27 protein-coding genes and 1 pseudogene are annotated in these 22,797 nt (G+C 72.2%); 19 read left to right on the top strand and 9 right to left on the bottom strand.

Annotation, left to right across the window (positions count from 1 at the left end; genetic code table 11):
- Positions 1-183 precede the first annotated feature (183 nt).
- Positions 184-327 (bottom strand): annotated as a pseudogene (locus ACIA5D_RS18915) (pyridoxamine 5-phosphate oxidase); the annotation flags it as partial.
- Between the two features lie 161 nt (positions 328-488).
- On the bottom strand, positions 489-686 hold the full coding sequence (locus tag ACIA5D_RS18910; protein ID WP_396031258.1) for a hypothetical protein: 198 nt from the start codon (positions 684-686) through the stop codon (positions 489-491).
- A gap of 133 nt (positions 687-819) precedes the next feature.
- Between ACIA5D_RS18910 and ACIA5D_RS18905 the strand changes: the two genes are divergently transcribed.
- The 5 genes from ACIA5D_RS18905 to ACIA5D_RS18885 all read left to right on the top strand — a co-directional run bounded on the left by ACIA5D_RS18905 (position 820) and on the right by ACIA5D_RS18885 (position 5,724).
- Entirely contained in the window at positions 820-1,596 is a 777-nt protein-coding gene (locus tag ACIA5D_RS18905) for an inositol monophosphatase family protein (protein ID WP_396031257.1), read from the top strand.
- Positions 1,597-1,693: 97 nt separating this feature from the next.
- Positions 1,694-2,047 carry a DUF6204 family protein gene (locus tag ACIA5D_RS18900; protein ID WP_396031256.1) on the top strand — a complete coding sequence of 118 codons (354 nt, stop codon included), beginning with the start codon at positions 1,694-1,696 and terminating at the stop codon, positions 2,045-2,047.
- 134 nt (positions 2,048-2,181) lie between these two features.
- Positions 2,182-4,110: a GTP-binding protein gene (locus tag ACIA5D_RS18895; RefSeq protein ID WP_396031255.1), complete on the top strand. Its 1,929-nt coding sequence runs from the start codon at positions 2,182-2,184 to the stop codon at positions 4,108-4,110.
- Positions 4,107-4,976: an aminoglycoside phosphotransferase family protein gene (locus ACIA5D_RS18890; RefSeq protein ID WP_396031254.1), complete on the top strand. Its 870-nt coding sequence runs from the start codon at positions 4,107-4,109 to the stop codon at positions 4,974-4,976. The genes ACIA5D_RS18895 and ACIA5D_RS18890 overlap by 4 nt, the downstream gene beginning before the upstream one ends.
- A gap of 10 nt (positions 4,977-4,986) precedes the next feature.
- Positions 4,987-5,724, top strand: a complete 738-nt coding sequence (locus ACIA5D_RS18885; protein WP_396031253.1) for a Clp protease N-terminal domain-containing protein — start codon at positions 4,987-4,989, stop codon at positions 5,722-5,724.
- Here ACIA5D_RS18885 and ACIA5D_RS18880 read toward each other — a convergent pair.
- Positions 5,689-6,213, bottom strand: coding sequence for a 2'-5' RNA ligase family protein (locus ACIA5D_RS18880; RefSeq protein WP_396031252.1), 525 nt, complete (start codon positions 6,211-6,213; stop codon positions 5,689-5,691). The genes ACIA5D_RS18885 and ACIA5D_RS18880 overlap by 36 nt on opposite strands.
- 89 nt (positions 6,214-6,302) lie before the next feature.
- Between ACIA5D_RS18880 and ACIA5D_RS18875 the strand changes: the two genes are divergently transcribed.
- The 6 genes from ACIA5D_RS18875 to ACIA5D_RS18850 all read left to right on the top strand — a co-directional run bounded on the left by ACIA5D_RS18875 (position 6,303) and on the right by ACIA5D_RS18850 (position 11,670).
- On the top strand, positions 6,303-7,241 hold the full coding sequence (locus ACIA5D_RS18875) for an ABC transporter ATP-binding protein (RefSeq protein ID WP_396031250.1): 939 nt from the start codon (positions 6,303-6,305) through the stop codon (positions 7,239-7,241).
- Entirely contained in the window at positions 7,238-8,014 is a 777-nt protein-coding gene (locus ACIA5D_RS18870) for an ABC transporter permease (RefSeq protein WP_396031249.1), read from the top strand. Before ACIA5D_RS18875 ends, ACIA5D_RS18870 begins: the two co-directional genes overlap by 4 nt.
- A gap of 10 nt (positions 8,015-8,024) precedes the next feature.
- Positions 8,025-9,128 (top strand): sensor histidine kinase, encoded by a 1,104-nt coding sequence (locus ACIA5D_RS18865; RefSeq protein WP_396031248.1) that lies wholly within the window; start codon positions 8,025-8,027, stop codon positions 9,126-9,128.
- Positions 9,125-9,736, top strand: a complete 612-nt coding sequence (locus tag ACIA5D_RS18860) for a response regulator (RefSeq protein ID WP_396031247.1) — start codon at positions 9,125-9,127, stop codon at positions 9,734-9,736. Before ACIA5D_RS18865 ends, ACIA5D_RS18860 begins: the two co-directional genes overlap by 4 nt.
- Before the next feature lie 116 nt (positions 9,737-9,852).
- A complete protein-coding gene (locus tag ACIA5D_RS18855) occupies positions 9,853-10,698 on the top strand; it encodes a sigma-70 family RNA polymerase sigma factor (RefSeq protein WP_396031246.1) in 846 nt (281 codons plus the stop codon).
- 9 nt (positions 10,699-10,707) lie between these two features.
- Positions 10,708-11,670 carry a threonine/serine dehydratase gene (locus ACIA5D_RS18850; RefSeq protein WP_396031245.1) on the top strand — a complete coding sequence of 321 codons (963 nt, stop codon included), beginning with the start codon at positions 10,708-10,710 and terminating at the stop codon, positions 11,668-11,670.
- 13 nt (positions 11,671-11,683) lie between these two features.
- On the opposite strand, the gene ACIA5D_RS18845 is transcribed toward ACIA5D_RS18850, so the two are convergent.
- Positions 11,684-12,664 carry an NAD-dependent epimerase/dehydratase family protein gene (locus ACIA5D_RS18845; RefSeq protein ID WP_396031244.1) on the bottom strand — a complete coding sequence of 327 codons (981 nt, stop codon included), beginning with the start codon at positions 12,662-12,664 and terminating at the stop codon, positions 11,684-11,686.
- 40 nt (positions 12,665-12,704) lie between these two features.
- On the bottom strand, positions 12,705-13,166 hold the full coding sequence (locus ACIA5D_RS18840; RefSeq protein WP_396031243.1) for a heme-degrading domain-containing protein: 462 nt from the start codon (positions 13,164-13,166) through the stop codon (positions 12,705-12,707).
- A 118-nt stretch (positions 13,167-13,284) separates the two neighbouring features.
- On the opposite strand from ACIA5D_RS18840, the gene ACIA5D_RS18835 reads away from it, so the two are divergent.
- The gene (locus tag ACIA5D_RS18835) at positions 13,285-14,109 is read left to right on the top strand and encodes an endonuclease/exonuclease/phosphatase family protein (protein WP_396031242.1); all 825 of its coding nucleotides are present in this window, start codon (positions 13,285-13,287) and stop codon (positions 14,107-14,109) included.
- On the opposite strand, the gene ACIA5D_RS18830 is transcribed toward ACIA5D_RS18835, so the two are convergent.
- The gene (locus ACIA5D_RS18830) at positions 14,036-14,545 is read right to left on the bottom strand and encodes a GNAT family N-acetyltransferase (RefSeq protein ID WP_396031241.1); all 510 of its coding nucleotides are present in this window, start codon (positions 14,543-14,545) and stop codon (positions 14,036-14,038) included. The two genes, ACIA5D_RS18835 and ACIA5D_RS18830, sit on opposite strands and share 74 nt — an antisense overlap.
- 57 nt (positions 14,546-14,602) lie before the next feature.
- Here ACIA5D_RS18830 and ACIA5D_RS18825 point away from each other — a divergent pair, with 57 nt between their 5' ends.
- Both ACIA5D_RS18825 and ACIA5D_RS18820 read left to right on the top strand, forming a co-directional pair.
- On the top strand, positions 14,603-15,034 hold the full coding sequence (locus ACIA5D_RS18825; RefSeq protein WP_396031240.1) for a MarR family winged helix-turn-helix transcriptional regulator: 432 nt from the start codon (positions 14,603-14,605) through the stop codon (positions 15,032-15,034).
- Positions 15,035-15,043: 9 nt separating this feature from the next.
- Entirely contained in the window at positions 15,044-15,463 is a 420-nt protein-coding gene (locus ACIA5D_RS18820) for an organic hydroperoxide resistance protein (RefSeq protein WP_396031239.1), read from the top strand.
- A gap of 286 nt (positions 15,464-15,749) precedes the next feature.
- Here ACIA5D_RS18820 and ACIA5D_RS18815 read toward each other — a convergent pair whose 3' ends face one another.
- Together ACIA5D_RS18815 and ACIA5D_RS18810 are read right to left on the bottom strand one after the other, a co-directional pair.
- The gene (locus ACIA5D_RS18815) at positions 15,750-16,703 is read right to left on the bottom strand and encodes a tyrosine-type recombinase/integrase (RefSeq protein WP_396031238.1); all 954 of its coding nucleotides are present in this window, start codon (positions 16,701-16,703) and stop codon (positions 15,750-15,752) included.
- Between the two features lie 47 nt (positions 16,704-16,750).
- Positions 16,751-17,410, bottom strand: a complete 660-nt coding sequence (locus ACIA5D_RS18810; RefSeq protein ID WP_396031237.1) for an MSMEG_1061 family FMN-dependent PPOX-type flavoprotein — start codon at positions 17,408-17,410, stop codon at positions 16,751-16,753.
- Positions 17,411-17,650: 240 nt separating this feature from the next.
- On the opposite strand from ACIA5D_RS18810, the gene ACIA5D_RS18805 reads away from it, so the two are divergent.
- Positions 17,651-18,364, top strand: coding sequence for a VOC family protein (locus tag ACIA5D_RS18805; protein WP_396031236.1), 714 nt, complete (start codon positions 17,651-17,653; stop codon positions 18,362-18,364).
- On the opposite strand, the gene ACIA5D_RS18800 is transcribed toward ACIA5D_RS18805, so the two are convergent.
- On the bottom strand, positions 18,365-19,018 hold the full coding sequence (locus tag ACIA5D_RS18800; protein WP_396031235.1) for a class I SAM-dependent methyltransferase: 654 nt from the start codon (positions 19,016-19,018) through the stop codon (positions 18,365-18,367). It abuts the gene before it with no gap.
- A 101-nt stretch (positions 19,019-19,119) separates the two neighbouring features.
- Here ACIA5D_RS18800 and ACIA5D_RS18795 point away from each other — a divergent pair, with 101 nt between their 5' ends.
- From ACIA5D_RS18795 to ACIA5D_RS18780, 4 genes are all read left to right on the top strand, one after another.
- Positions 19,120-19,869: a hypothetical protein gene (locus tag ACIA5D_RS18795; protein WP_396031234.1), complete on the top strand. Its 750-nt coding sequence runs from the start codon at positions 19,120-19,122 to the stop codon at positions 19,867-19,869.
- Between the two features lie 141 nt (positions 19,870-20,010).
- Complete coding sequence (locus ACIA5D_RS18790; RefSeq protein WP_396031233.1) at positions 20,011-20,868, top strand: lysophospholipid acyltransferase family protein; 858 nt, start codon at positions 20,011-20,013, stop codon at positions 20,866-20,868.
- Positions 20,869-20,999: 131 nt separating this feature from the next.
- On the top strand, positions 21,000-21,884 hold the full coding sequence (locus tag ACIA5D_RS18785; protein ID WP_396031232.1) for an alpha/beta fold hydrolase: 885 nt from the start codon (positions 21,000-21,002) through the stop codon (positions 21,882-21,884).
- A gap of 47 nt (positions 21,885-21,931) precedes the next feature.
- Positions 21,932-22,789 (top strand): hypothetical protein, encoded by an 858-nt coding sequence (locus tag ACIA5D_RS18780; protein WP_396031682.1) that lies wholly within the window; start codon positions 21,932-21,934, stop codon positions 22,787-22,789.
- Positions 22,790-22,797 lie beyond the last annotated feature (8 nt).

The raw sequence follows: 22,797 nt of genomic DNA, 5'->3' as shown, positions 1-22,797 counted from the left end.
GACCATGCCGTCGTGGTACAGCGAGCGCACTTCCGCCTCCCATGCGACGCGTTGCTCGGGGGTCATCTGGTAGGTGCTGGTCGCCCGGAGGTACTCGTCGGGGATGTCGTCGACGTAGTCGAGGTCGGCGCGGCCCCGGATGAGCAGGATCTTGGGTGGGTGCACCTCGGTGTCGATCGTCAGGGCGACCGCCGGGTTGGCGCGCAGGGCCGGCAGCTTGGGCGCGTTCTTCGTGGTGCACATGACGATGTCCGCGCCGTTCCAGGTGAACGCGATCGGGACGGTGCGGGGTGTGCCGTCCTTGGCGACGTAGGCCAGGCGGGTCACGTCGCGGGCCAGCAGCTCCTGGCTGACCGGCCGGTTCAGGACTTCGGTGATCTCGTTCGGTTGCACGGTCGTCTCTTTCGTTGTCGGTGGTGGACGCGTCAGGCGAGCTGCTCGGCCAGCCCGATGAAGATGCCCTCAGGGCCGCGGATGTAGCAGAGCAGCTAGCTGTCCTCGAACCGGGTCACGTCGCCGACGAGCTCGGCGCCGTGCGGGCGCAGGCGGGCGACGGTGTCCTCGATGTCGTCGACGGCGAACATGACGCGATGCATGCCCAGCGTGTTGTGCGGCGGGTGGGGCGGGTTGGCGGCGGTCGCCGTGGGCGACTGGTATTTCGCCAGCGTCGAGGTCGCCGACGACAATGCCGACGTTGTCCATGCGCTGGATCGTCACGGTGGTTCTCCTTCGTCGTACGGCCGGTGGTGGCCCTTGATGTAACCAGGACGGAGCCGGCGCCGCGTTCTCGACATCGCCCGTCCGATAACCTGACGCGTGATGGATCGGGATCTTCTCGCGGCGTGCGGCCTCGCCGCCGGCCTCGCGGTTCGGGCCGGCCGGCTGCAGCTGGAACGCCGTGACACCCTGCGGGTGGGCGCGCCCAAGGCACACGCCAACGACGTGGTCTCCGACGTCGACATCGCCAGCGAGCTCCTCATCGTGGAGGCGATCCACGCGGCCTGGCCCGGCGACGCGATCCAGGCCGAGGAGGGCCACGGCCGGGGCGGCACGACCGGCTGGAAGTGGGTCGTCGACCCGCTGGACGGCACCCGCAACTACATCAGCCGCACCGGTCCCTGGTCGGTGTGCATCGCGTTGTACGAGGGCGACCAGCCCCGGATGGCCGTCGTGCACGAGCCGGTGGCGGACGAGACGTTCAGCGCGATCGACGGCGCCGGCGCGCTCCTGGGCGGCGAGCCGATCTCGGTGTCGGGCGGACCGCCGCTGGCCGAGGCGCTGGTGGGCATCAGCTTCCAGCCCGGCCCGGCGACGAAGACCCGGGCCGGCCGGGTGATCCAGGAGCTGCTCCCGGTGGCCGGTGACATCCGCCGGCTGCCGGCGGCGCTGAACCTGGTGTATCTGGCCGCCGGCCGGCTCGACGGCGGCCTGGCGCTGGACACGAACCTGTGGGACATCGCCGCCGGCGCCCTGATCGCCCGCGAGGCCGGGGTGGTCCTGGGCGGCCACGGCGCCGACTTCACCACCGAGCTCACCATCGGCGCGGCCCCGTCGCTGTGGCCCGCCTTCGCCGAGCGGGTCCGCGCAGCCGTCTGAGCCGCCGGCAGCGCGGCCGTCTGATCGGAAATCGGTGTCGGGCGCGGCCCCGCGCCCGGATACTGGCCGGCGGACTGCCGAGGAAAGGGTGGGGGAGATGAGCCGGACGATCCGGGTCACCGTGCGCGGGGCCTTCGACGGGCTGAGCGCGCAGCAGCAGGCCGAGCTGGTCGCCGAGCAGGCGCAGCACGACTTCATGCACACGCAGTACTCTCCGGAGGGCTATCTGGCCTACGACCTGCCGGCCCGGCCGTTCTTCGCGTTCCGGTTCGTGGCGCAGGCCGCCGAGCAGGCCGAGATCCCGGCGATCACGGCCGGCGCCGAGGCGAAGGCGGCGCCGTGGATGGCCGAGCGCGGCTATCCGGTCAAGAACCTGACCTCGCAGACCGTCGACCTGTCCGAGGTGCCGCTGGGCAAGCGCGGCCGCCGGGAAGCGGAGAAGCGCGGTTAATTCGGTTGCCGCGACCCGTCCCGCCCTGGTGAGCTGGAACCCGTCCGAGATCCCGAGTGAAGAGAGTCCCACGATGCGAGCTGCGTTCATGTCCGCCCAGGAAGGAATCCGGCTCACCGTGAGGGACATGACGCTTGGCTACGCTCAATCTCGGCATTCTGGCGCACGTCGACGCCGGTAAGACCAGTCTCACCGAGCGGCTGTTGTACGCCGCCGGGGTCATCGACGAGCTCGGCAGCGTCGATGCGGGCAGCACCCGCACCGACACGCTCGAGCTGGAACGCCGTCGCGGCATCACCATCAAGTCGGCGGTGGTGTCGTTCCGGCTGCGCGGCACCACGGTCAACCTGATCGACACTCCGGGTCACCCCGACTTCATCGCCGAGGTGGAACGGGTCCTCGGCGTGCTCGACGGCGCCGTCCTGGTCGTCTCCGCGGTCGAGGGCGTGCAGGCGCAGACCCGGGTGCTGGCGCGCACGCTGCACCGGCTGCGGATCCCCACGCTCATCTTCGTGAACAAGGTGGACCGGGTCGGCGCCCGGGTGGAGGGCCTGCTCGACGAGCTCGCGGCCCGCGTGTCCCCGGCGATCGTGCCGATGAGCCGCGTCGACGGCCTCGGCACCCGCGTCGCCACCGTGCGGGCCCGGACCGACCTGCGGCGGCTGGCCGACCACGACGACGCGGTGCTGGCCGCCCTGGTCGAGGACCGCACACCGCCGCCGCTACGGGCCCACGACGACGTGCACCCGGTGTTCTTCGGCTCGGCGATCACCGGCGCCGGCATCGACGAGCTGATCGACGGCATCACCGGCCTGCTACCGGCCGCGCCCGCCGAAGAGGCCGGCAACGAAGAGGCCGGCAACGAAGAGGCCGGCGTCAACGAGCTCAGCGGCATGGTGTTCAAGGTCGACCGCGGCCCGGCCGGTGAGAAGGTCGCCTACCTGCGCATGTTCGGCGGCGCCCTGCACGTGCGCGACACCGTCGGCGCCGACCGGGTCACCGGGATCTCCGTGTTCGCCGACGGCCGCACGGTCACCCGCCGGCAGATCGCGGCGGGCCAGATCGGCACCGTCCGCGGCCTCACCAAGATCAAGATCGGCGACACCATCGGCGTACGGGATGACAAAGCGCACCAAGCGCAATTCGCCCCGCCCAGCCTGGAGACCGCCGTGGTCGCGCGGCCGCAGAGCCGGGCCGGCCTGCACGCGGCGCTGGTGGAGCTGGCCGAGCAGGACCCGCTGATCAACCTGCGGCAGGACGACGAGCGGGGCGAGGTGTACGTGTCGCTCTACGGCGAGGTGCAGAAGGAGGTCATCCAGGCCACCCTCGCCGAGCAGTACGGCCTCGACGTGTCCTTCCGGGAGACCACCGTCCTCTGCGTCGAGCGGCTCGCCGGGCAGGGGACGGCGGTCGAGTTCAACAAGGTCGACCCGAACCCGTTCCTGGCCACCGTCGGGCTGCGCGTGCGGCCCGGCGACGGGATCACCTTCGATCTGGCGGTGGAGCCGGGGTCGATGCCGCCGGCGTTCTTCGTGGCGGTCGAGCAGACCGTGCGCGAGACGCTGCGGCAGGGGCTGCGCGGCTGGCCGGTGCCGGACTGTGCCGTGACGATGACGCACTCGGGGTATTCGGCGCGGCAGAGCCACGCGCACGCGGTGTTCGACAAGAGCATGTCCAGCACGGCCGGGGATTTCCGCCGGCTCACCCCGCTGGTGCTGATGGCCGCGCTGCGGCGGGCGGGAACCGTGGTGCACGAGCCGATCCACGCGTTCACCGCCGAGGTGCCGCCGGACACGGCGCCGGCGGTGCTGCCGCTGCTGGCGCGGCTCGGGGCGATCCCCCTCGCGACCGGCGCGCACGGGATCGACGGGGAGATCCCGGCGGCGAAGGTGCACGAGCTGCAGCGGCGGCTGCCGGCGCTGACCCGCGGCGAAGGGGTCCTCGACAGCGCCTTCGACCATTACGCGCCGGTGCGCGGAACACCGCCGGCGCGCGAGCGGATCGGCCCCGACCCCCTCGACCGTAAGGAATATCTGCTGCGCGTGGTGCGGAGGACGCTGTGAAGCTGCACGACGGAGAGCTGGACATCACCGAGGGCCTGGTGCGGCGGCTGCTCGCGGAGCAGTTCCCGCACTGGGCGGACCGGCCGCTGTGGGAGCTGCCGGCCTCGGGGACCGAGAACGTCATGTTCCGGCTCGGCGACGACCTGGTCGTACGGATGCCGCGGATGCCGGGGGCGGCCGAGGTGATCCGCAAGGAGCATCGGTGGCTGCCGTGGCTGGCCCCGCGCCTGCCCCTGCGGATCCCGTCGCCGGTGGGGCTGGGCGAGCCGGGGGAGGGTTTTGCGCTGGCGTGGTCGGTCTACCGCTGGCTGGACGGCACGCACGATATCCCCGATCTGCCGGACATGGCAGAACAGCTGGGCGGTTTCGTCGCGGCACTGCAACGGGCGCCGATCCCGTCCGGCGCCCCCAAGGCCTACCGCGGCGGCTCCTTCGCTTCCTCCGACGGGTACGTGCGGACCGCCGCCCGCGACCTGGACGTCCCGGATGCCCTGCGGATCTGGGACGCGGCGCTGCACCTGCCCGTGCCGCCGGAGAGACCGGTCTGGCTGCACAGCGACCTGCTGCCCCCGAATCTGCTCACCAGCAACGGCCGGCTCAGCGCGGTGATCGACTTCGGGTGCGCCGGCATCGGCGACCCGGCGAGCGACCTCATGCCCGCCTGGACGGTGTTCGACGCGGCCACGCGCCCGGTTTTCCGCGCCCGGCTCGACCCCGACGATCTCACCTGGGAGCGCGGCCGCGCCTGGGCGCTGGTCTTCGGCCTGGGCGCGTGGCACTACTACCGCGTCTCCGACCCGGCGTTCGCCGCGCTCGGCCGGCAGACCGTCAACCGCGTGTTGACGGATGCCCGATCGTCAACCTAGGGTTGACGCCATGACGGAGCAGATGCAGAGCATGCCGCCGGTGCGGCTGGACGACCTCATCACCGCGATCAACCGGGCCCGCCCCGACGAGCCGTTGCAGCAGTTGCAGGACGCGATGCTGCTCGGCGACCATCTGGGCGAGCTCGCCGACCACCTGATCGGCCACTTCGTCGACCAGGCCCGCCGTTCCGGCGCCTCCTGGACCGAGATCGGCCGCAGCATGGGCGTGACCAAGCAGGCCGCGCAGAAGCGGTTCGTGGCCAAGGGCGACCAGGGGTTCGAGCGGTTCTCGGCCCCGGCCCGGATGGCGGTCGTCGCGTCGATGAACGAGGCGAAGGCGGCCGGCCACGCCGAGATCGTCCCGGGTCACCTGCTGCTGGGCGTCCTCGATGTGCCGCAAGGTCTCGGGGCGGCGGCGCTCGTGGCCCAGGGGTTCGATCCGGAGGCGGTGCGCAGCGCGGCGCACGCCTTGCTGCCCGCGCCGGCCGGGGAGACGCCCGGCCTGGTCCCCTACGACGCCGGGTCGCGCAAGGTGCTGGAGCTGACGTTCCGGGAGGCGCTGCGGCTCGGGCACCAGGGCGTCGGGACCGGCCACCTGCTGCTGGCGCTGCTGGAGGAGCAGGAACCGGCGCTGACCAGGCTCGGCGTGGTCAAGGAGACGGTCGACGCCTTCCTGGGCGAGGCGGAGCCGGAGGCCTCAGCCCAGGGGGAATCAGCCCAGGGGGAACAGGCCGCGGGTCAGCCATGAGTCGCCGGCCTCGCGGCGGCCGGTGATCAGGCGCAGCGCGTCGACGCGGGCGTGGATGGGCAGCTGGGGCGTGACCGCCTCGCCCGCCGCGGTCAGGTCGCCGGCCGGGTGGTCGTGTCCCAGCGTCAGGTGCGGGATCACCTCGTCGAAGGCGCCGTCGTAGGGCCGCACCGCCGGGAAACGCGCGGTGACGGCGGCGGTGAGCTGCTGGAACGGCTCGGCGGGGTGCGGCGCGAGCCAGACGACGCGGTCGCCGAACCAGCCGAGCTTGTCCAGCGTCAGGAAGAACGCGGGCACGGTCGCGGCGACGCGGCGCAACACCTCCAGGACGTGCTCGTCGATCTCGGCGGGCGGCAGGAACGGGAACAGGACCGTGATGTGCGCGGGCACTCCCCACGACGCGGCCCGGTCGAGACGCTCCCGGTGCCGGGCGACGACGGGCTCGGCCTCGGGAACGGTGATGATCAGCGCGCTGTGGGTCGGTTCCATCGACACATTCTGACCCCCTGACGAATGTCATGGACGCGAGATGACGCGTGGCCCCTCGGCGCACGGCCCGCCGGGATCACGATGAGGACATGACGCTCACCGCCTCACCCGACATGACGGCCCGCGGCACCGCGGTGCCGGCCGTCGACCTCGACGGCGTGGTCAAGCGCTTCGGCGCGGTCACCGCCGTCGACGGCATCAGCCTGCGGATCCGACCCGGCGAGGTGGTGGCCCTGCTCGGCCCGAACGGGGCCGGCAAGACCACCACGGTCGACATGCTGCTCGGCCTGGCCCAGCCCACCGAGGGCTCGGTACAGGTGTACGGGCGCAAGCCGCATGACGCGGTCGCGCTCGGCCTGGTCTCGGCGGTCATGCAGACCGGCGGGCTGCTCAAGGACTACACGGTCGAGGAGACGGCCCGCCTGACGGCCGTGCTGTTCGGCAAGAAGGAAAGCGCCGCCGCCGAGGCCCTCGAGCGCGCGGGGATCGCCGACATCGGCAAGCGCCTGGTCGGCAAGTGCTCGGGCGGGCAGCAGCAGCGGCTGCGGTTCGCCATGGCGCTGCTGCCCGACCCGGAGCTGCTGATCCTCGACGAGCCGACCACCGGCATGGACGTCGGCGGCCGGCACGACTTCTGGCAGGCGATCCGCCGGGACGCCCAGGGCGGGCGCACGGTCATCTTCGCCACCCACTACCTGGAGGAGGCCGACGCGTACGCGGACCGGGTGGTCTTCGTGCGCCGCGGCCGGATCGTCGCCGACGGCACCGCCGCGGAGGTCAAGGCCCTCGCGTCCGGCCGCACGGTGCGGGCCACCCTCCCCGGCGCGGTCGAGAGCGACCTGCAGTCCATCGCGGGGGTGGACACGGCGGAGATCCGTGGCGACACCGTCTACCTGCACGGGCGCGACACCGACACGATCGCCCGTTTCCTGCTGAACGAGACCCCGGCCCGCGACCTGGAGATCACCTCGCGGAATCTCGAAGAGGCGTTCCTGACCCTGACTGCCGACGAGGAGCCGTCGAAATGACCGTGCTGACCGAACGATCCCTCCCGCGCCTCGGCGGCTTCAACCTCGGGATGATCAAGCTCGAGCTGCGGCGCATGATGCGCAACCGCCGCACCGTCATCTTCACCCTCGTCATGCCGGCGGTGTTCTTCCTGCTCTTCGGCACCAACGCGTCGTCCAAGGCCGAGGCGGCCGGCGGCGGCAACGTCACCGGATACATCCTGGTCAGCATGGCCGTCTACGGCGCCATGCTCGCCACCACCAGCGGCGGCGCGATGGTCTCCATCGAGCGGGCCGCCGGGTGGAGCCGGCAGCTGCGGCTGACCCCGCTCAAGCCGGTCGCCTACATCGCCGTGAAACTCGTCCTCGCGATGATCATCGGGTTGGTGTCGGTGGCCGTGGCGTTCGCGGTCGGCAGCGTCGCGGGGGCGAAGCTGCCGGTTCACGCCTGGATCTTCTGCGGCCTGCTGGCCTGGGTGTGCGCGCTGGTGTTCGCCGCGTTCGGCCTGTTCATGGGCTACCTGCTGCCCAGCGAGAACGTGATGCAGATCCTCGGCCCGGTGCTCGCGGTGCTGTCGTTCGCCGGTGGGCTGTTCGTGCCGGTCGACAACCTCGGCCACACGTTCGCGACGATCGCGAAGTTCACCCCGGTGTACGGGGTCGGCGAGATCGCCCGCTACCCCCTCGTCCAGGACGGCAACCTGTGGCTGGCGACGCTGAACGTGGTGGTCTGGACGGCGCTGTTCGCGCTGGGCGCGATGTGGCGGTTCCGCCGCGACACAGCCCGCGTCTAACGTCATGACCATGGCGAACGACCTCTCCCGCGGGCAGCGGTTCGGCTGGATCTTCGCCGCCGTCTGGTTGTTCTACCTGGCCGAGACCGTCAACGCCCTGCTCAAACAGCCCAGCATGACCTGGCGGGTGGTCGGGCTGGTCGCGGTCGTGCTGTTCGCGGTCGCCTACATGACCATGGTCCGGCTGGCCGGCGTCATGCGGCGCACGTCGGCCCCGGCGCGGCGGGACATCCGCCGTGCCGGGTTCGGCATCGCGGCGATGCTCGGGCTGTTCCTGCTGCAGATCCCGGGCGCGGGCGCGCACGCGCTGACCTGCCTGGTGTACATCGCGGCGTTCTCGATGGTGAGCCTGCCGCTGGTGCGGGCGATCCCGTTCGCCGCGCTGCTGGTGGCGTTGTCCGAGGCCTTGCCGGCGCTGGTACCGGGCTGGCACGACAACGGCTACGGCCTGGCGGTGCTGCTCGGCTCGCTCGCCACCTGGGGGATCCGGCTCGCCTCCGAGCGGCAGACCCGCCTCGTCGTGGCGCAGCAGGAGATCGCCGATCTCGCGGTGCAGAACGAGCGGGCCCGCATCGCCAACGACCTGCACGACATCCTCGGCCACTCGCTGACCGTGGTGACCGTGAAGGCCGAACTCGCCCAGCGGCTGCTCGACATCGACCTGGACCGGGCCCGCAAGGAGCTCGCCGACCTCGAAGGCCTGGCCCGCGACGCCCTCGCCGACGTGCGGTCGACGGCGATGGGGATGCGCGGGATCTCGCTGCCGGGCGAGATCGCCGCCGCGCGCGAGGCCCTGGCGGCGGCGAACGTGGAGGCGACGCTGCCCGGCGCGGCCGACGAGATCCCGAGCCGCAACCGGGAGCTGTTCGCGTGGACGATCCGGGAGGCGGTCACCAACGTCGTGCGGCACAGCAAGGCCCGGCACGCGTCGGTCGCGTTGTCCCCGGGCAGCGTGGAGATCACCGACGACGGCGTCTTTCAGGGACACATCGGGCAGGGTGGGCAGGGTCTCGCCGGGCTCCGCCGGCGAGCGGAAGCGCTGGGCGGTCACCTCACCGCGGGTGGCCGCGACGGCGAGGCGGGTTTTCGGGTACGCGTGGAGGTCCCCACATGATCAAGTTGTTGCTCGCCGACGACCAGGCCCTGGTCCGCGGCGCGATGGCGGCCCTGCTCGACCTCGAGCCCGACATCAAGGTCGTCGCCGAGGTCGGCCGCGGCGACGAGGTCCTGGCCGCCGCCCGCGACCACGAGATCGACGTGGCCCTGCTGGACGTCGAGATGCCCGGCCTCGACGGCGTCGCCGCCGCCCGTGAGCTGCACAAACACCTTCCGGCCGTCCGCGTGCTGATGGTCACCACGTTCGGCCGGGCCGGCTACCTGCGCCAGGCCATGGCCGCCGGCGCGTCCGGGTTCATCGTCAAGGACACCCCGGCCCGCCAGCTCGCCGACGCCGTGCGCCGCGTGCACGAGGGGCTGCGGGTGGTCGACCCGGAACTGGCCGCCCAGTCCCTCGCGCAGGGCGAGTCCCCGCTGACCGACCGGGAGGCCGACGTGCTGCGCGCCGCCCGCGACGGCGGCACGGTCGCCGACATCGCCCGCGGCCTGCGCCTGTCCGAGGGCACGGTGCGCAACCACCTGTCGTCGGCGATCGGCAAGACCGGCGCCCGCACCCGCGCCGAGGCCGTGCGTCTCGCCCTGGACAACGGATGGCTGCTTTCGTGATCTTCGAAGCTTGAGGAAAAACGCGCGATGCAACCGGGCGGCAACCATGAGTGACCGTTCGTTGCACCCGGCGCCCCGAAAAGTTCTCCCCGCAACCACACAGGGGGGAACCGAACATGAGCGCCGCAACGAAGACCGTCACCCGCGCCCAGGAGACACTGATCCGCGAGAACATGGCTTTGGTCGGCCACATGGTCCGCGAGATGCTGTTCAAGGTCCCGCCCCACGTGCACCGTGACGACCTCGCCTCGGCCGGCTACACCGCGCTGGTCACCGCGGCCAAGGCGTTCGACACCGAGCGCGGCATCCCGTTCGGCCGGTTCGCCGCCGCCCGGGTCCGCGGCGCCCTGCTCGACGAGCTGCGCAGCATGGACTGGGCGACCCGCTCGGTGCGGTCCCGGGCCCGCCGCGCCGACGTCGCCCGGCAGGAGCTGACCACCCGCCTGGGCCGCACCCCGACCCCGACCGAGCTCGCCGAGCTGCTCGGCGTCGCGGTCGCCGAGCTCGCCAACGTCGACGACGACGTGCAGCGCGCCGCCGTCCTGTCGTTGCAGGGCTTCGCGGTCGGCACCGCCGAGGACATGGTCACCGAGTCCTCCATGAACCCGGAGGAGCTGCTGCTGCACCGCGAGCGGATCGGCTACCTGCACGACGCGGTCGCCGTGCTGCCCGAGCGGCTGCGGTTCGTCGTCGAGGCGTCGTTCCTGCGGGAGCGGCCGCTCTCGGAGGTCGCCGCCGAGCTGGGCGTCACCGAGTCCCGGGTGTCGCAGCTGCGCACCGAGGCCCTGGCCCTGCTCAAGGACGGCCTGGCCACCCACATGGAGCAGCAGGAGACCGGCAACGCCAAGGACGGCTGCGTCGCCCGCCGCCGCGCCGTGTACGCCGCGCAGATCGCCGCCCGCAGCACCGTGGCGACCCGGCTGGCCGCCACCGACGCCCACGGGTTGCGCAAGGCTGCCTAACATCTGGGCGTGACCGATACGACTGTCAGCCTGCAGGACATCCGCGACGCCGCGAAGCGGATCACGGGGGCCGCCCACCGCACCCCCGTGATCCGCTCCCGCACGCTCGACGCCCTGGCCGGCGCCGAGGTGCACCTCAAGGCCGAGAACCTCCAGCGGATCGGGGCGTTCAAGTTCCGCGGCGCGTACAACGCGATCGCCCGGCTGTCGCCCGAGCAGCTGGCCCGCGGCATTGCCACCTACTCCTCCGGCAACCACGCCCAGGCCGTCGCACTCGCGGCGCGCGAGCTGGGCAGCACCGCGGTGATCGTGATGCCGGCCGACACCCCGGCCGCCAAGATCGACGCCGTCCGCGGCTACGGCGCCGAGATCATCACCTACGACCGGTACACCGGCGACCGGGAACAGATCGGCGAGCGCCTGGCCGCTGAGCGGGGCCTGGCGCTGATCCCGCCGTACGAGCACCCGGACGTGATCGCCGGGCAGGGCACCGCCGCGCTCGAGCTGCTCGAAGACGTTCCCGGCCTCGACGCGATCGTCGTCCCGGTCGGGGGCGGCGGGCTGATCGCCGGCAGCGCCACCGCCGCCAAGGGCCTGCAGCCCGGCATCCGCGTGATCGGGGTCGAGCCGGCCGCCGGCGACGACACCAAACGCTCCCTGCAAGCGGGGGAGCGGGTCCGCATCCCGGTGCCGCGCACCATCGCCGACGGGCAGGCCGCCCCGATCCCCGGCGAGCTCACCTTCTCGATCAACCGGCGGCTCGTCGACGAGATCGTGCTGGTCACCGACGACGAGATCCGCGACGCGCTGCGCTTCGCCGTCGACCGGCTCAAGCTGGTCATGGAGCCGAGCGGCGCCTCCGGCGTGGCCGCGTTGCTCGCCGGCCACGTCAGCCCCGTCCCGGCCCGCATCGGCGTGATCATCTCGGGGGGCAACGTCGGCGCGGCCCGGCTGGCGGAACTGCTGGGCTAGCGGAACTGCTGGGCTAGCGGAACTGCTCGGCCAGCACCTTCGCCTCCAGCGCCGGATCGAGCCCCAGTTCACCGCGGTCGGTGCGGCGCGGCGCGTCCCCGGGCAGCGAGCGCAGCCACTGCCAGGTGTCGGCGACCGTGTCGTACACCGGCCGGGGACGCAACCCGGCCGCCAGGGCCTTGGAGACGTCGCCGCGGTGCAGGAAGTCGTGGTCGGGGCCGGGCGGCAGCCAGATCGGCAGCTGGGTCCACGCCTGGATCCCGTACGCGTCGATGATCTTGGGATCCACCCAGCGCAACTGCGCCCGCCCGCCGGTCACCTGGTTGCCGATGTCGAGCAGCTCACCCATCGTGGTGTGCCCGGCCTCGCTCACCACGTTGTACGCCCCGGTCAGCCGGGCCGCGCCCGCGTCCAGGATGAAGATCGCCAGGTCGCGGGCGTCGATGTACTGCAGCGGCAGGATCCGCGGCCCCGGCGCCAGCGTCGGGCCGCCGCGGGCGAGGCGGTGCAGCCACCAGGGCAGCCGGCCCACGTCCTCGTGCGGTCCGAGGATCAGCCCGGCCCGGACCAGCAGCAGCGGCCCGCCGAAGTCGGCCGCCGCGAGCTCGCCGCGCACCTTGTCGCCGGCGTACCCGGGCTCGCGCGGGTCGGCGAGCGGCGCCTGCTCGGTCAACGGGGCCGGGGTGCCCCACTTGTAGACCGAGCGGCTCGACACGTACGTGTAATGCCCTGTTCTTCCCGAGAGCAGCCGGGCGGTGCGGCCGACCGCGCCGGAGCCCGCCGACCAGGTGTCCACCACCGCGTCCCAGCTCTGGTCGATCTGCAGCGCGGCCAGGCCGTCGGGCGCCAGCCGGTCGCCGCTCAGCACCCGCACGCCGGACGGGGAGCCGCGTAACCCGCGGTTGAAGACCGTCACGTCGTCGCCGCGGGCGACCGCCTCACCGGCGAGCGCCCGGCCGACGAAACCCGTCCCACCCAGTATCAGCAGCTTCATGGTCATCGACGATGCCCGATGCGTGCGCGCCCGGGAAGAGCTATCGCTCAGAGCGCAACCGGGTCAGCGCCTCGACGACCAGCGCGTGATCCTCGGCCTGGGGGAGACCCGACACCGTCACCACCGCCACAACCCCGACATTTCCCACCCGGATGGGAAAGGCCCCGCCGTGCGCGGCGTAGTCGGCCGGGTCGAGACCCATACCCGGGTTGAGCTCCTTGTCGTCACGCGCCAGCCGCCGGCCGAACAGGAACGACGAAACGCCGAACCGCTCGACCACCCGGACCTTCCGCTCGATCCACCGATCGTTGTCGGCCACCGCGCCCGGCAGCGCCGCGTGGAACAGCTGCTGCGCCCCGCGCCGGATGTCGACCGCCACCGGCTTGCCCTCGGCCAGCGAGACCAGCAGCGAGCCCAGCCGCCACGCGTCCGCCTCGTCGAACCGATCGAACACCAGCTCCCGCTCCTGGCGCTCGATCTCCGCGATCAGTTCCGCACTCATTTACGCCTCGCCTTTTGCAACCACAGGCCGATCGCCGCGACGGCCACGAACACCAACATCGAACAGCACAGGAACTTGATGAACACCGGCGCCTCCCGGTTCGTTAGGGTCGGTACTCGTGCGACTGGCGACCTTCAACCTGCTGCACGGCCGGTCGCTGTCCGACGGCACGGTACACGCCGACCGCGTCCACGCGGCGATCGCCGAGCTCGACGCCGACGTCCTCGGCCTGCAGGAGGTCGACCGGGCCCAGCCCCGCAGCGGCCTGCTCGACCTCACCGCGATCGCCGCCGACGCCCTCGGCGCCCCCACCCACCGCTTCGCCGCCGCCGTCGCCGGCACGCCGGGGGAGACCTGGAAGGCCTGGGCCTCCGAGGACGACAACATCCACCCGCTGTACGGTATCGCCCTGGTCAGCCGCTACCCGGTGATCCGCTGGCAGATCACCGCCCTGCCCGGCGCCCCGGTCCGCTCGCCCGTCTACACCGGCGACGACGGCCTGCGCCTGCTCAAGGACGAGCCCCGGGTGCTGCTCGCCGCCGTCCTCGACACCCCGCACGGTCCGCTGACCGTCGCCACCACCCACCTGTCGTTCGTGCCCGGCTGGAACCTGCGGCAGCTGCGCCACGCCGTACGCAGCCTGAAGAACCTGCCCGGCCCGCGCGTGCTGCTCGGCGACCTCAACATGCCCACCGCCCCGGTCCGCGCCGTCACCGGCTGGAAAACCCTCGGCAAGGCCGCCACGTTCCCCAGCCCCGCGCCCCGCGCCCAGCTCGACCACATCCTCGCCGACCCGCGCGGCGCCGAGCGCCTCGGCCGCGTCGTTCAGGTGTGCGCCCCGCACCCGCCCGTCTCCGACCACCGGCCGCTCATCGTGCAACTGGACGCAGATACACGTCCTCCAGGCCGTCCTCCGGATCCCACTGCTCGCCGATCTTCTTGAAGCCGAACCCGGCGATCGTGGCCCGCGAACCCACGTTGTCCGGCCGGATGCTCGCCCGCACCGCGGTCACCGCCGGGTCGGCGTCGGCCCGCTCGAGCAGCGCCCGCAGCATCGCCTTCGCGTACCCCTTGCGCCGGTGCCGCGGATCCACCGAATAGGCGACCTCGACGACCCCCTCCGCGTCCGGCGGCCCGTGGAACCCGCCGTGCCCGACGACCACCCCGTCGGCCACCGCCGCCCGGGCGATCCAGTCGGCGCTCGCGGGATCCCGCTCGATGTCCTCCAGACGGATCTCCCACAACCACTGCTCGTCCATCAGGAATTGACTCAACGCGATGCCCGCGGCCGCGCTCGCGGCCGCCAGGTCGCCCTCGACCAGCGCGGTCAGCGCCGCGGGGGAGAGCTTCACAAATCGGATCTCCGGCACGCCGAGCATGCTCACACAGAGTGGTGATCACTGCCACACCGTTTGCACACAACTAGATTGTGCGCAATGATTCGAGGCATGGAGGCCACCACCGGACTGGAGCAGATGATCTGCTTCGAGCTCTACGCCGCCAGCCGCGCGATGACCGCCCTCTACCGGCCGGCCCTCGACGCCGCCGGCCTCACCTACCCGCAATACCTCGTCATGCGCGTCCTCTGGCACCGCGGCCCCACCACCGTCCGTGACCTCGGCGCCGCGATCCACCTCGACAGCGGCACCCTCTCACCACTGCTCAAACGCCTCGAAACAGCCGGCCGCATCCGCCGCGAACGCGGCACCACCGACGAACGGACCGTCTGGATCCACCTCACCCCCGACGGCACCGCCCTGCAGGACCAACTCGCCGGGCTACCCGCCCAGATCGCCTGCGCCACCGGCCTGACCCTCGACGAGTTCGGCCAGCTGCACACCCTGCTCACCCGCATCACCCCCCGCTGAAAGGACACCATGGAAGCCCTCTACACCGCCTCCGCCACCGCAACCGGCGACGGCCGCAACGGCCACGTCCGCTCCGCCGACGGCGTCCTCGACTTCGACCTCGCCGTCCCCAAGGAAATGGGCGGCCCCGGCGGCGCCCTCACCAACCCCGAGGAGCTCTTCGCCGCCGGCTACGCCGCCTGCTTCCACAGCGCCCTCAAAGCCGCCGCCCGCCTGAAGAAAGTCACCCTCACCGACACCGCCGTCACCATCGACATCGGCGTCGGCCCCAACGACAAGGGCGGCTTCCAGCTCAAGGCCACCATCGAAGCCGAGATCTCCGGCGTCGACGAGACCACCGCCCACCAGCTCCTGGAGACCGCACACCAGCTGTGCCCCTACTCCAACGCCACCCGCGGCAACATCGACGTCCAACTCAGCCTGGCCTGACCACTCACGGTCGCGACGCCGGTCACCCTTCCGGCGTCACAACCCTTCACACGTACGGGCAACCGCGCCCCCGAACCACAACACCGGCCGCCCCCGGCGCACCACGCGACCACCTGCCACCCCAGGCCATAGCGCGACCATCGCCCCACCGCGCCCTACCATGCGGCGTGACCTTCACGCCCCGGGCCGCCTGGGCCGACACACCGGAACCCGTGCGGACGGCCGCCGGCGAAGCGCTCGGCGCCATGACCCGCCTGATCACCGACCTCCGCGAACCTTGACCGGGTTACAGGCCGCGCAGCGCCCGGTTGGTGCGGTTCGCCCGGACGGCCGCCCGCTGCTGCTCCGCCGTCACCTCGATATAGCCCTGCGACGTCGTCAGCGACGCGTGACCCAGCAGCCGCATGATCTCCGAGGCGTTCGCGCCGTCCTCCGCCAGCCGCGTCGCGAACGTATGCCGCAACGCGTGCAACTGCGCACCCCGCGGCACCCGATCGCGGACACCGGCCCGCCGGTAGCACGACTCCACCAGATACTGCAGACCACCACGCTTCAACGGAACGCCCACCCGATCCACCAGCAGCGCGTCACGCGGATCGAAACGACCGAACCGCGCCCGGCGGCTGACCTGATACCGCTCGATCACCGAGTCCAGCTCGGGCTCGATCGGAACCGTGCGCGGGCGGCCGCCCTTGCCGGCCACCTCGACACGGCGCTCGCCGGCGCGGCCCACGATGTCGCCGGCCCGCAGCGCCAGCATCTCGGAAAGCCGCAAACCAGCACAGAGCGCCAGGGCCAGCACCGCCAGATCGCGCTCCGGCCAGGGATCGCGCTGACGCTCATCCCGCTGGCTAACTGCGGAGAGTAACTGCTCGGGAGTGTCCTCGCCCCGCAGCGGCTTGGGGGAGTAGGCCGGCATCCGCGGCTTGTCGATCGCCGACATCGGGTTTCCCGGGAGCAGCTGCTCGGTGACCAGGAACGTGAAGAACGCGTTCCAGGACGACCAGGCCCGCGACACCGAGGCAGGCGCGCGATCCGCCGCGAAACGGGCGAAAGCGCCACGCAGCGAACGAGGGGAGAGGTCACCGAGAGTTATCGCCTCGCCGCGTACCAGCGCGATGACCGCGTGGAGATCACGCCGGTAGGCGGCGAGGGTGTGCACCGAAGGCTTGCGAGTGGCGCGAGCCGTCAGGAAGTCGTCGACCAGCGTCAGCACCGCAACGTCACGTCCATCCTGCATAAGCACTATTATGCAGCATTTTGACATATTTGCGTAGTTCTGTCGGTCTACTCGTAGCGGTATTTCAGCATGTCCGCCTCGGCCTGCTCGATGTCGGCGATCGTCAGCTCCGGCATCCGCAGCTGGGCCAGCGTCACCTCGGCCGAGGTCGGCTGGGCGTCCGCCGGCAGCCACTGTTCCGGCTTCCAGGCCCCGCTGCGCAGCAGCGACTTGGGGCAGTGCGGGTAGACCTCTTCGATGCCCAGCACCAGCGCGCTGGCCGGCGGCTTGCCCACGGCGGTCAGCTGCGACAGCAGATCCGGGCGGGTGGAGACGCAGGCCCGGCCGTTCATCCTGAGCGTCGTGGTGCGCCCCGGGATGACGAACAGCAGCCCGGCCCGTCCGGTCGCGATGACGTTCTGCAGGGTGTCCAGACGCTTGTTGCCGGTCGCGTCCGGTATCGCCACGGTCCGTGCGTCCAGGACGGCGGCGAACCCGGCGGGGCCGCCGCGCGGAGAGACGTCACAGTTGCCCTCGGCGTCCACGCTGGCGACGAAGACCAGCGACGAGCAGCTGATCAACTGGCGGGTCTGCTCGGTGAGCTCGGTCATCTGCTTGCGCACGGCCGCATCGCTGGGGAATTCGTAGGCCCGGCGCAGCGCCTCGTGGTCGGGCACGGCGTCGAGGCGCAGCGAGTCGAAGGCGCTGGTGGCGCGGGCTGGCGTCATAGCGCCGACCCTAACTGACGTTGGTTGACATAATGTCAATTATCGACCTGGGATTTGGTCGATGGAGCGGCCCTATCGTCATCGATACGCACGGGCCTGGATGCCGTAGAGCTCCGCGTACGTCGCTCGGCCCGCTGGTCGAGGCCGAGCTGAACCGCCGGTTTCCCGATCGCGCCCGGATGCGTCCGAGGTGTGGTTCGAGCGGGTGGCGCGGCATGGCGGATCTTGTACGGTCATCCGATGCTGGTTCGCTGGGTCACCGGGTTTCTCGATTCGCCGTCGGCCGACGTGGAGGCTTTCTGGCTGGCGGTCACGGGTACGACGTTGTCGGCTCGGCGGGATGCGGGAGTGTTCGCGACGCTGCTGCCGGCCGAGGGGGACGCCTGTCTGCGCGTGCAGGTGGTGGGCGACGGGCCGGCGCGGGCGCACCTCGATCTGCATGTCGATGACGTGTCGGCGGCCGCCGATGAGGCTGGGGCGCTCGGGGCATCCGTCGTGCGCGACTACGGGGATCTGGTGGTGCTGCTCTCCCCCGCCGGCATTCCGTTCTGTGTGGTGCCGTGGCACGGGGAGCGCGTGCGGCCGCGGGCCGTGCGGTGGCCGGGTGGGCAGTCGAGCCTCGTGGACCAGCTCGCCCTCGACATTCCCGCCGATGCCTACGACGCGGAGGTGGCGTTGTGGGCGGCGTTGACCGGGTGGGCGCACCGCCGCTCGGATCTGCCGGAGTTCCGGTTCCTGCAGGGCGACTCCGCGCTGCCGTTGCGGCTGCTGTTACAGCGGATCGGGGACGGTGCTGTGGGCGTACACCTCGATTTTGCTGGTGATGGGGTTGATGGTGAAGTGGGGCGGCATGTCGGGCTGGGGGCTGTTGTCGTGCGGCGGGTGCCCGGGCAGTGGACGACGTTGCGGGATCCGGCCGGGCGGGAGTATTGCGTGACCGGGCGGACGCCCTGATCAGATCGGCGTGCCGTGCGCGTGGATGGCCTGGCGGTGGGTGGTGACCCGGGCTTTCAGGCGCCAGCCGGGAGTGGACTCGAGCTCGGCGGGCTGCCAGTAGCGTTTGATCACCTGGAATTGGCGGCCGTCGTTGAGGTGGCGCTGCTGAAGGTCGCCGGCGAGGCGTTCGTGGTGGTAGCTGTCGATGAGGAAGACGCGGCCGCCCGGGCGCAGGGCTCGCCGGACATGGGCCCAGAAGGTCGAGAGCAGGCTTTCGGGTACGTGTGAGAGCCAGTATGCGAAGAAGACGGTGTCGAAGGTGCTCTCGGGCGGGGTCCAGGCGAAGATGTCTGCGGTCAGGTAGGTGACTTTGCCGGTGCCGGCGGTGCGCCGGCGGTTGAGGTCGAGGGTCTCGGTGTTCGCGTCGACGGCGGTGATGTGGCGGGCGTGGCGGGTCAGGCGCTCGGTCCACCAGCCGGTGCCGGCCGCGTACTCCAGGACGTCGCCGGCGGGAGCGAACGCGGCGAGGGCTTGTTCGGCTTCGTCGATGTCGGCGAACCAGCCACGCTCGGCCTCGGGGTCGAGGGCGTACCGGCCCTGGCGTTGCCACCACTGGTCGTACTCGGGGGCGCGGTGGCGGTAGTAGTCGCGTTGTTCGGCCAGAACGTCCATGCCGGGGACCGTAACGGGGCGGCCGGTGTGGCGGCGAGTGAATTGTCGGTGGGTGCTGGTAGAAAGATTCGCACAAACGTACGAGTGAGGTGGGTGGGTTGATGGCCCGGGGGTTGAGCACCGAGGAGCTTTCCACGATCCGTGACGGGCTGGACGCCGGGCGCAAGCCGCGGGTGCAGTTCACCGAGACGGCCGGGCAGATCGCCGGGCAGATCGGGCAGGTCGTGGCCCTGGAAGATCCGGCCACGGCCGACGAGTGGGTGGTGGTGCGGTTCGGCAAGGACGAGTTGCCCTTCTCCCCCGGCGACCTGCGCATTGCGCCGCGTGGGGCGGCGGCGCGCAAGGCCGCTCCTCCCCCGCCGCCGCCGGCACCGGCTGCCCGGCCCGCTCCCGAGTTCGTGATCGACAAACCGATCAACAAACCGATCGAGAAGCCGCCGGCGCCGCGTAAGAGCCCGCCGCCGGTCCCCGAGTCGCCGGCCGCGCCGGCGCCGCGAAAGAGTGGAGAAGTGATGGAGGCAGCGCCGCCGCCCGCGCCCCGCAAGGCATCCCGGCCGGCCAAGGCGAAACCGGTGCCGGCGTTGACGATGACCCTCGCGTACGGCGAGGGCGAGTGGACCGTTTCCGCGTCGCAGGGCTCCAAGGTGCTGGCCAAGCCGTACGTGGTGAAGCCTACCGAGGCGCTGCGGATGGTGTCGCTGGTCGACGTGCCCGGGGTGCAGGAGGCGGTCGAGCAGATCCTGGCGGCGGAACGGTCCGAGGCCGAGCAGCAGGCGCAGCGGTTACGGGCCGAGCTGGCCGAGGTCGAGGCGCGGCTGGCCGAGCTGGGCGAGGCGGGCCACAAGCCGTAGCCGGGGCCGCCGAGCCGGGACCGCCGGGCCTGGGCCGGGACCGCCGGGCCGGGCGGGATACGAGCCGTAAATGGGGCCGCCGAGCCGGGGTCGGATACGAGCCGTGGCCGGCAACCGGGGCGTGTCATTATTGGCGGCCTTATGGGGAGATCGTCGTTGCGGGCGCCGCTGATGTGGCGGTTCATGCTGTGGTTGTCGCGGATTCTGGTGTTTCCGCTGTGCCGGTTGCGGGTGTCCGGGCGGGTGCCCGACGAGCTGCGGGGGCGGGCGCTGATCCTGGCGGCCAACCACGTCAGCCCGTTCGACCCGATCGTGATGACGGCGGCCTGCCACAAGGTGGGGATAGCGCCGCGGTTCATGGCCACCGGCGGCATCTTCGACGCGCCCGTGGCCGGGCGGGCGATGCGGGCGGCGGGGCACATCCGGGTCGACCGCAACACCACCCGCGTCGCCGACGCGTTGCCGGCCGCGGTGCGGGCGCTGCGGGACGGGGGGATGGTGCTGGTCTACCCGGAGGGGCGGATCGGCCTGGACCCGTGGATGTGGCCCGAGCGCGGCAAGACCGGGGTGGCGCGGATGGCCTACGCGGCGGAGGCGCCGGTGCTGCCGGTCGCGCAGTGGAACACCCACACGGTGCTGCCGTACACGACGCCGGTGGGGCTGGGCCGGTCGCTGTTGCGGGCGTTGCGGCGGCGGCCGGTGGTGTACGTGCGTTTCGGTGACGCGGCGGTCGATCTGTCGCAGGTGACCGGGACGCCGGGGGCGCGGGCGATGAAGGCCACCCGGCTCATCATGGAGGGCATCGACGAGACCCTCGCCCACCTGCGGGCCGGCGAGATGCAGATGCCCCGCGAGGTCGACCGCACCCGGGCGGTCGACAACTCGCGGGTACGTCCCCGGCCGGGCCGCTCGCTGCTGCCGAACCAGCGCGCCGAGACGCTGCCCGTGCGGCCCGCCGATCATCCCATCTCGCCGGCGACGGAGGCCGGCCCGGCCTGAGGGGGCTGAAGCGGGCGCGGCTGAAGCCGACCCGGCTTGAGGCCGCCCGGGCGGCCCGCGTGGCCTGCTTGTTTCCACAGTGGTGACAGGCGATGCCAGGCCCGCGAACGTAGGTGGGAGCATGGTGCGCCATGAGAGCCCAAGCGGCGGTCGAGCGCACGGTCACCCTGACGGACGGCAGGCGGGTCGCGGTCCGGGAGGGCGGGGACCTCGACGGCGCGCCCGTGTTCTTCCACCACGGCACCCCGGCGTCGCGGCACCAGGCCGGCCTGGTCGAGGCGGCCGCGCGGCGCCACGGCGTGCGGCTGATCTCGGTGAACCGGCCGGGCTACGGCGCCGCCCCCGACACCCCGCCCGGTCTCGCCTCGGTCGGCGCGGACACGATCGCGGTGGCCGACGCCGTCGGGGTCGGCCGGTTCGCGACCGCGGGCCTGTCCGGCGGCGGCCCCTACGCGCTCGCGACGGCGCTGGCCGGCCCGCTGCGGGTGACGGCGGTCGCGGTGGTGGCGGGCATCGGGCCGTGGCGGATCATCCAGCCGGCGGTGCCGGGCGACCCGGAACGCGACCTGCTCACCCTCACCGACGTGGGGCGGGCCGAGGCGGCGCTGACCGGGTTCCGCGCGCTCGCCGTCGCCGACCACCGCGGCCTGCTGGAGATCGAGGACGACGAGGCGCTGGTCGACGCGTACCTCGACGGCGCGCCCGCCGACGACCTGCGCTGGCTCGACCGGGAGAAGAAGCGCAGCTGGGCGGCCGACCTGCGGGAGGCGTTGTCGCGTTTCGACGGGTACGCCCGCGACAACGTCGCCTGGGGCGGCGCCTGGGACATCGACGTCACCGCGATCACCTGCCCGGTCCGGCTGTACTACGGCGACCGGGACCGCCTCGTCCCGCTGGCGCACGGCCGGTGGCTCGCCGACCGCATCCCCGGCTCGGTCGTGGTCGCGTTGCCGGGTGCGGGTCACGGCACGGCGAGCTTCGCCTATTGGGACGAGGTGCTCACCGAGTTGCCGTAATCCGGTGGACCGGGCCGGGCCGGGTCGGCGATCGTGGCCGGGTGGAGATGTCCGATGCCGAGCGGCGGGTCTGGAGCCGGATGCCCGCCGGCGCCGCCGAGGCGATCGCGGGGCTGTCCGGCAGCCAGTTGCAGACGTTGCTGATGCCGGTGATGCGGGAGCGGGCCGCCCGGGCGCGTCCGGCGGATCTGCTGCGCCGCTGGCGTGAGGATCGTTTCGTGCGGCCGGCGGCCGCCGACGCGCGCGAGGTGAGCAGGGTCGAGGCGCGGTTGTGGGAGCTGCTGGGCGATGACGTGTACGGGGTGCAGCTGTCCCCGGTGACGCCGCTGGGTACCTGCACGGTGGTCTCCCCCACCAGCCAGAACCGGATCGTCTCCGCGACCCGCCCGGTCGAGGTGCTCTCCGACCCCACCAACGCGCTGGCGATCGAGGCCGCCGCCCGCCGCGACCAGCAGGGCGAGGTGCATGTCGCCGCGACGCATCAGGTGTTGCGGGCCCAGGTGTTCGGGCCGGGCATGGGCGCGCATTTCCGGTTGTTCGCGCTGGTCTCCTCGGCCCGCGACACGGGTTCCGGCCGCACCGAGGCCCGCCTGCTGACCCGGCATCTCGCCTACTGGCAGCGGGTGCTCGAGCCGGTGCCCGGCGCCGCGGTGCGGTACACGGTCTTCGACAGCCCGCCGCTGCGCGAGCGTTTCGCGGCGCTCGACGTGCCGCTGCTGCGGGAGGAGCCGGACCGGGAACGCGGCCGCGGCTACTACGCCGGCGCGGCGCTGCGCATCACCGCCGGCGACGTCGAGCTGGGCGACGGTGGTTTCACCACGTGGACGGCGCAGCTGCGCGCCGACGCGAAGGAACGCTGCCTGATCTCCTGCGTCTCCGTCGAGCGCCTGGCGGGCCTGGGCTAAGCCACCAC

This window comes from Actinoplanes sp. NPDC051513 (assembly GCF_044454685.1).
GTDB lineage: Bacteria > Actinomycetota > Actinomycetes > Mycobacteriales > Micromonosporaceae > Actinoplanes.
Note: the sequence above shows the minus strand (reverse complement) of the source record. Positions and strands in the feature narration are given on the sequence as shown.